The organism is Microbacterium sp. B24 (assembly GCF_000333415.1).
In the GTDB taxonomy this organism is placed as follows: Bacteria; Actinomycetota; Actinomycetes; order Actinomycetales; family Microbacteriaceae; genus Microbacterium.
The window spans coordinates 1-6,718 of the sequence record NZ_BADB01000393.1; the positions used below are offsets into that span (position 1 = coordinate 1).

Annotated in this window: 9 protein-coding genes; 1 reads left to right on the plus strand and 8 read right to left on the minus strand. The window is 68.5% G+C overall.

Annotated features, from left to right (window positions below):
* Positions 1 to 129: 129 nt before the first annotated feature.
* Positions 130 to 540 carry a GNAT family N-acetyltransferase gene (locus tag I5I_RS11790; RefSeq protein ID WP_036319721.1) on the minus strand — a complete coding sequence of 137 codons (411 nt, stop codon included), beginning with the start codon at positions 538 to 540 and terminating at the stop codon, positions 130 to 132.
* 73 nt (positions 541 to 613) lie between these two features.
* Between I5I_RS11790 and I5I_RS11795 the strand changes: the two genes are divergently transcribed.
* The gene (locus I5I_RS11795; RefSeq protein ID WP_036319708.1) at positions 614 to 1,159 is read left to right on the plus strand and encodes a ribonuclease H family protein; all 546 of its coding nucleotides are present in this window, start codon (positions 614 to 616) and stop codon (positions 1,157 to 1,159) included.
* Here the strand turns inward: I5I_RS11795 and I5I_RS11800 are convergent.
* From I5I_RS11800 to I5I_RS11830, 7 genes are all read right to left on the minus strand, one after another.
* The gene (locus tag I5I_RS11800) at positions 1,156 to 1,518 is read right to left on the minus strand and encodes a VOC family protein (protein ID WP_036319711.1); all 363 of its coding nucleotides are present in this window, start codon (positions 1,516 to 1,518) and stop codon (positions 1,156 to 1,158) included. The genes I5I_RS11795 and I5I_RS11800 overlap by 4 nt on opposite strands.
* 56 nt (positions 1,519 to 1,574) lie before the next feature.
* On the minus strand, positions 1,575 to 2,069 hold the full coding sequence (locus I5I_RS11805; protein WP_036319713.1) for an NUDIX domain-containing protein: 495 nt from the start codon (positions 2,067 to 2,069) through the stop codon (positions 1,575 to 1,577).
* 31 nt (positions 2,070 to 2,100) lie between these two features.
* A complete protein-coding gene (locus I5I_RS11810; RefSeq protein ID WP_036319715.1) occupies positions 2,101 to 3,114 on the minus strand; it encodes an aldo/keto reductase family protein in 1,014 nt (337 codons plus the stop codon).
* Between the two features lie 62 nt (positions 3,115 to 3,176).
* On the minus strand, positions 3,177 to 4,409 hold the full coding sequence (rlmN, locus tag I5I_RS11815; protein ID WP_036319717.1) for a 23S rRNA (adenine(2503)-C(2))-methyltransferase RlmN: 1,233 nt from the start codon (positions 4,407 to 4,409) through the stop codon (positions 3,177 to 3,179).
* Positions 4,406 to 5,407 (minus strand): glycosyl hydrolase family 32, encoded by a 1,002-nt coding sequence (locus tag I5I_RS11820; RefSeq protein WP_051039605.1) that lies wholly within the window; start codon positions 5,405 to 5,407, stop codon positions 4,406 to 4,408. Before I5I_RS11820 ends, rlmN begins: the two co-directional genes overlap by 4 nt.
* Positions 5,408 to 5,413: 6 nt before the next feature.
* A complete protein-coding gene (locus I5I_RS11825) occupies positions 5,414 to 6,373 on the minus strand; it encodes a carbohydrate ABC transporter permease (protein ID WP_036319719.1) in 960 nt (319 codons plus the stop codon).
* Between the two features lie 3 nt (positions 6,374 to 6,376).
* Positions 6,377 to 6,718: carbohydrate ABC transporter permease (locus I5I_RS11830; protein WP_036319725.1), on the minus strand; the 342-nt coding region annotated here is incomplete at its 5' end.

Genomic DNA, 6,718 nt, shown 5'->3' on the forward strand with positions numbered 1-6,718 from the left:
ACGGCATCCCACCCGCCCGGGACATCCGGGGAGGAACTACCGTCGACGACCTTCATAGCCCCGACGCTACCGGCAACCTCCGACATTCCTCGTCGGAGAGGCACCGAAAACCGCAGTTCAGGAGGAGATTCAGCCTCCCAGGACCATCATCCGCTCGGGATTCGGCAGCGGCACGAACCCGACCTTCTCGTACACGCCGTGGGCGTCGGCGGTCGCGAGCATGGTCCGCTTCAGTCCCCACGGCCGAACCGCGGCCGCGATCGTCTCGGCGAGCAGCGTTCCGACACCCGCGCCGCGTGCGGACGGCGTGACGAACACGTCGCACACCCACGCGAACGTCGCAGCATCGGTGACGACGCGCGCGTAGCCGACGAGTATGCCGTCGGCATCCAACGCCCCGAAGTTCAGCGACGCCCGGGCGGCGCGTTCGACGAGCTCACGGCTGCGCCCGAGCGCCCAATACGCCTCCTCGGAGAGCCAGCGGTGCACGAGGTCCAGGTCGATCTCGTCCAGCTCTGTCGTCACGCGCACACCGGTCATGTCGTCAGCATACGAGAGGAGCCCGGACGCACCCGCGGCATCCGCCGCCTGCCCCATCGAGTACCGTCGAACGGTGACTTCCGCGACCGATCCGACCGACACCTACACCGTGGCCACCGACGGCGCCTGCAAGGGCAACCCGGGACCGACCGGTTGGGCATGGGTCGGCGAAGACGGACACTGGGCGGCGGGCGCGATCCCGGTGGGCACGAACAACATCGGCGAGCTCATGGGGCTGCTGAAGGCGATCGAGGACCACGCGGACGTCGCACATCTCGTCGTGCAGGCCGACTCGAAGTACGCGATCGACACGTACTCCTCGTGGATGGATGCCCACCGCCGACGCGGCTGGAAGACCTCCACCGGAGCACCCACCAAGAACCGCGACCTGCTCGAACAGCTCATCGCCGCTCGCGACGCGCGGCGAGCGGCCGGTCTTCCCGACGTCGTGCTCGAGCACGTCCGCGGGCACCGCGGACACATCCTGAACGAATGGGCCGACGAACGCGCCGTCCGCGGCGCCGAGCACGCCGCGAAGGGCACCGCGAGTGCGTGGTCGTCGTTGGGCGGCCTGCACCCTCAGCTCGACGTGTCCGCAGCACCGAAGAAGAAGCGCTAGTCCTGGGTCGTCCCCTCGAACAGGCCGATGTGGTTGCCGTCGGGGTCGACGATCACTGCCCACCAGCTCTTCGCCGTGATCGGCTGCTTGCCCATGGCGACCGTCGCCCCGGCGGCCTCGGCCTTGGCGATGGTGTCGTCGATCGAATCGACCTCGACGTACGAACGCGGCTGGGTGAACCCCTCGCTACGCGGGGCGAGTCCGCCGCCGCTGATGCCGTTGGGGGCCGACCACATCGGGTAGCCCTCGAAGCCGGGCGGCTCCGCGATCTGCCAGCCGAACAGCTCGGAGTAGAACGCCGCCGCCGTCGCCACGTCCGCGACCGGGATGTCGATGTGCGTGATGTCGCCGTGTGCCATGAGGGCCCCCTTCGTCGCGCACAGTCTTCGCCACCGGGGGTGCGCCCGCAAGAGGGTCACATCTTGCGCGTCAACCGTTCACACGCGTCCAGCGCCGGCCGCTGCCCGGCGACCAGTCGGGGGCGGGCTTCTGCGAGCGGCATCCAGGCCACGCGGTCGATCTCGGGAAAGCTCTGACGGCGTCCCGACCGCGGCGGCCACTCCATCTCGAACGCGCCGAACACGAGCGCGGCGCGGTCGGCATCGGAGGCGAGGAATCCCGTGCCGTCGCCACAGAACACCGTGACGGACTTCGCCCCCGAAGAGTACGCGAAGGTGCCGAGCTCGACATACGGGACATCCGGCGGATCGACACCGAGTTCTTCGTGGAACTCGCGCGCGGCGGCATCCCTCGCCGACTCCGACCGCGGGTCGAATTCTCCCTTGGGGATCGACCAGGCCCCCTCGTCCTTACGCGCCCAGAACGGACCGCCCATATGTGCGACGAGCGCCGACACCGTGCCGTCCGGATCGGTCCGGTACAGCAGGATGCCGGCGCTCGTCGTGACCATCGTCAGACGACGTCTCTCATCGTGAGAGCGCTCAGAGCGGACGCGAGGCGGGCGAGACCGTGTAGGTCTCTTCGGGGTCGGTGACCGCGGCGGGGGCGAGGGCCTCATCGATCGCCGACATCACCTCGGCATCGAGGACGACGCCGGACGCCTTGACCGAGTCCTCGAGCTGCTCGGGGCGCGAGGCGCCCACGAGCGCCGCCGAGACGTTCGGGTTCTGCAGCACCCACGCGATCGCCAGCTGCGGCATGGTGAGGCCCGCCTGCTCGGCGATCGGCTTGAGCTTCTGCACGGCGGCGAGCGTGTCGTCCTGCAGGAAGCGCTTGATGAAGTTCGCCCCGCTCTTCTCGTCGGTCGCCCGCGAGCCCTCGGGAACGGGCTGACCGGGCAGGTACTTGCCGCTGAGCACGCCCTGCGCCATCGGCGACCAGACGATCTGCGAGATGCCGAGCTCCTCGGAGGTCGGCACGACCTTGCCCTCGATGACGCGCCAGAGCGCCGAGTACTGCGGCTGGTTGCTCACGAGCTGGAAGTTCAGCTCCTTGGCGAGTGCGGCGCCCTCGCGCAGCTGCTCGGCCGTCCACTCGCTGACGCCGATGTAGAGGGCCTTGCCCTGGCGCACGATGTCGGCGAACGCCTGCATCGTCTCCTCGAGCGGGGTCTCGTAGTCGAAGCGGTGCGCCTGGTACAGGTCGACGTAGTCGACGTTCAGCCGGCGGAGCGAGCCGTGGATGCCGTCGAAGAGGTGCTTGCGCGACAGACCCTGGTCGTTCGGGCCCTTCTTGCCGATCGGCCAGTAGACCTTCGTGAAGACCTCGTAGTCGGTGCGCTCGAGGCCCTTCAGTGCGTCGGCCAACACGACCTCCGCGGCGGTGTTGGCGTAGGCATCCGCGGTATCGAACGACGTGATGCCGAGATCGAGTGCCTTGTGCACGGTGGCGATGGCGGCGTCGTTCTCCACCTGGGAGGCGTGGGTCACCCAGTTGCCGTAGGTGATCTCCGAAACCTTGAAGCCGCTGTTGCCGAGATAGCGATAGTTGACCATGACTCCACGCTACTGCCGCCGCCGATGCACGGGGCCAGCCTTGACAGGACGCGTCGACGGGTTCAGTCGACGGGCACGGATGCCGCGACCGCGCGGTCTTCCTCGGTGGCGACGAGCTGGCCGCACGCGCCGTCGATCTCCTTGCCGCGGGTGTCGCGGAGGGTCGTCGGAATGCCGGCTTCGTTGAGGCGGCGCACGAACTCGCGCTGCACCTCCTTCTCGGAGGCCGTCCACACCGACCCCGGCGTCGGGTTCAGCGGAATCGGGTTCACGTGCACCCAGCCGCGGCCGCGCTCGTTGAGCTTCGTCGCGAGCAGATCGGCGCGCCACGCGTGGTCGTTCATGTCCTTGATCAGGGCGTACTCGATCGACACGCGGCGGCCGGTCTTCTCGAAGTAGCCGCGCGCGGCATCCAGCGCCTCGTCGACCTTCCAGCGCGAGTTGATCGGGATCATCTCGTCGCGCAGCTGGTCGTCGGGAGCGTGGAGGGACAGCGCGAAGGTCACCGGGATGTCCTCTGCGGCGAGTTTGTTGATCGCCGGCACGAGGCCCACGGTCGACACCGTCACGCCGCGAGCGCTCATCCCCAGGCCGTGATCCTTATCGACCATCGTGCGGACGGCCTGCATCACCCGGTTGTAGTTGGCGAGGGGCTCCCCCATCCCCATGAAGACGATGTTGGTGACGCGCTCGTCGGCGTGCTCGGCGGGGCCCAGCTCACCGGCACGGATCGCCGCGTTCGCCCGGACGACCTGCTCGATGATCTCCGCCGCCGACATGTTGCGGGTGAGCCCCGCCTGACCGGTCGCGCAGAACGGACAGTTCATGCCGCACCCCGCTTGCGACGACACGCACAGCGTGATGCGACCGGGGTAGCGCATGAGCACCGATTCGACGAGCGCCCCGTCGTGCAGCTTCCAGAGGAACTTGATCGTGTCGCCGCGGTCGGTCTCCAGCCGTCGCACCTCGGTGAGCAGGTGGGGCAGCAGGCCCGCGACGAGCTCCTCCCGACCGGATGCCGGGAGGTCGGTCATCGCGGCGGGATCCGACGTGTAGTGCTGGAAGTAGTGCTTCTCGACCTGCTTCGCCCGGAACCCCGGCAGCCCCAGCTCCTTGACCTTCTCGACGCGCTGCTCGGGCGTGAGGTCGGCGAGGTGCACGGGCGGCATCCCCCGCTTGGGTGCGGCGAACTGCAGGAGCGGCTTGCCGTCGGCGTCGAGCCGCTGGGTCCAGCCTTCCGCGCGCGGGCGCACCTGACGGGGACGGGTGGTGCGCACGGGGCTGGACTCGGTCATGTCTCCAGGGTACCGACGCCGCCTGGATGAGCGGCGGGCGGACGCATCGTCGATTCCCGCACGGTGAGGCGACCATCGACCCAGCCGATGGGAAGAGGGTCGGTGATGCCGCCCACGAACGCACCGTGCTCGTCGAGGTTGTGGAAAGCGAACAGCAGCCACTGGCCGTCGTCGCGCCGTCGGAGCAGCCGCCCGACGTAGAGGCTCGCGTCTGTGAGGGGGTAGGCCTCCTCGACCTCGAACGGCCCGAGCACGCTCGCCGCGGGAACCGCCCACGTCCCGGCGCGTTCGGCGGCGCGGGCCGGCATCGCGTGCTCCGCCAGGCAGGAGAACAGCAGCACGGGCCGCCCGTCGACGACCTCGACCTGCATGACCTCGAGCTGTCCGAAGCCCCGCTCGCTGGGCGCCGACAGCGGCGGTCGCAGCTCCCACGTCTTCAGGTCGGGCGACCAGGCGTGGCCGATGACGCCGCGGCCGAAGGCCGGACCCTCGGGGGCACGGGCGGTCACCAGCATGTGCCAGCCGTCGCCATCGGGGTCGGCGAACACCCAGGGGTCGCGGAACGCCTCGTCGTGCCAGTCACCGTCGGCGAGCGTCTCGTACCAGGGGCCGGATGCCGACAGCAGCGGCCCCGGCACCTTCGTCCACACCAGGAGGTCGGGCGAGGTCGCACAGCCGATCCGCTGCACGTTCTTGCCGTCGGGAGCCAGCGACGACCCGGTGTAGAAGAGGTACCAGAGCCCGTCGCCGCCGCGGACGGTCGAGCCGGTCCAGGTCGCGAGATCGTCGAAGCTGCCCGCCTCGCCGCGGACGATGGCGTCGGCGACCGGCGTCCACGTGATGAGGTCGTCGGACACGGCGTGGCCGACCGAGGCCCGGTAGTGGCGCGCGTCCGGATCGTGCAGGGCGCGCGAGGCATAGAGGAAGAAGAGGTGGTAGGTCTCACCGTCGTCGGCGAACCAGTAGTCCCAGACCCAGGAGGAGGAGAGGTCGAACATGTGCGCTTAGCCCTTCACTCCGCTGGCCGCGATGCTGCTGACGAACGCGCGCTGGAAGACGAGGAACACGATGAGGACGGGGAGCGTGATCAGCGAGGTGTAGGCCATGACCTCTCCCCACGCCGTGTTCAGTTGGAAGAAGTACTGCATCCCGACCATCACGGGCCGCAGGCCCTCCTTCTGCACCACCATGAGCGGCCACAGGTACTGGTTCCACGCGGGAAGGAACGTGAGGATCGCGACGGTCGCGAACGCCGGCCCCGACAGCGGCACGATGATGCGGCGGTAGACGGTGAACCAGCTGGCGCCGTCGATGCGCGCCGCCTCATCGAGCGAGGCCGGGATCGTCGAGAAGTACTGCGCGAACAGGAAGATCGAGAACGCGTTGGCGATGAACGGCACGATCTGCACCTGGTAGGTGTTCAGCCAGCCGAAGTCGTACTTCAGCACGCCGCCTTCCATCACCAGAGTCGGCAGGTGGGACACCCAGTAGACCATCGGCACGGCGATCGTCTCGAACGGCACGATGAGGGTCGCGATGATCAGCGCCATCACGACGAGGCGCCCCTTCCACCTCAGTCGCGACAGAGCGAAGCCGGCCATCGAGTTGACGATGAGCCCCAGTCCCACGGTCAGCACAGTGACCAGCACCGAGTTGAACATGAACTGGGCGACGGGAACGCGGTCGAAGACGCCGAAGTAGTTGTCGAGGCTGATGTCGCCGACGGGGAGGAAGGCCGCCGGTGAGTTGACGTCGCGCAGGATCTGCGCGTCGGGCTTGAGGCTCGAGACGAACATGAAGACGAGCGGGAAGAGGAAGAGCACGCCGAAGCCGCTCATCACGACGTACATGAGGATCTTCCCGATGCACCGACGACGGCGCTCGCTCGCGTCTTTGCGCACGGGGCGCGGCGCGGATGCCGGGGCGGACGCCGGAGCCGGGGCGGGGGTGACAGTGGCGGTCATGACTCAGTCCTTGTCTCGCGTGAGCCGGCGCTGGATGAGCGCGATGATCAGTACCGCGACAAAGAAGATCAGCGAGATCGCCGCGGCGTATCCGATCTCCTGCTGCTGGTAGCCCTTGCGCACGGCGTGGTAGACGATCGTGGAGGTCGAGCCGGTCGGCCCGCCCTGCGTCATGACGTCCACCTGCACGAACAGTCCGAGCGCGGCGATCGTGATCGTGACGAGGACGAAGACCATGGTGGGACGCAAGCCCGGCCAGGTGACGCTCGTGAACTGGCGCCAGGGGCTCGCGCCGTCCATCTTCGCGGCCTCGTAGAGGACTCTAGAGGATCCCCGGTACCGAGC

Bases quoted from the DNA above. Each gene is read 5' to 3' on its own strand.
- I5I_RS11790 (WP_036319721.1), bottom strand. From the start codon at position 540: ATGACCGGTGTGCGCGTGACGACAGAGCTGGACGAGATCGACCTGGAC.
- I5I_RS11800 (WP_036319711.1), bottom strand. From the start codon at position 1,518: ATGGCACACGGCGACATCACGCACATCGACATCCCGGTCGCGGACGTG.
- I5I_RS11805 (WP_036319713.1), bottom strand. From the start codon at position 2,069: ATGGTCACGACGAGCGCCGGCATCCTGCTGTACCGGACCGATCCGGAC.
- I5I_RS11810 (WP_036319715.1), bottom strand. From the start codon at position 3,114: ATGGTCAACTATCGCTATCTCGGCAACAGCGGCTTCAAGGTTTCGGAG.
- rlmN (WP_036319717.1), bottom strand. From the start codon at position 4,409: ATGACCGAGTCCAGCCCCGTGCGCACCACCCGTCCCCGTCAGGTGCGC.
- I5I_RS11820 (WP_051039605.1), bottom strand. From the start codon at position 5,407: ATGTTCGACCTCTCCTCCTCCTGGGTCTGGGACTACTGGTTCGCCGAC.
- I5I_RS11825 (WP_036319719.1), bottom strand. From the start codon at position 6,373: ATGACCGCCACTGTCACCCCCGCCCCGGCTCCGGCGTCCGCCCCGGCA.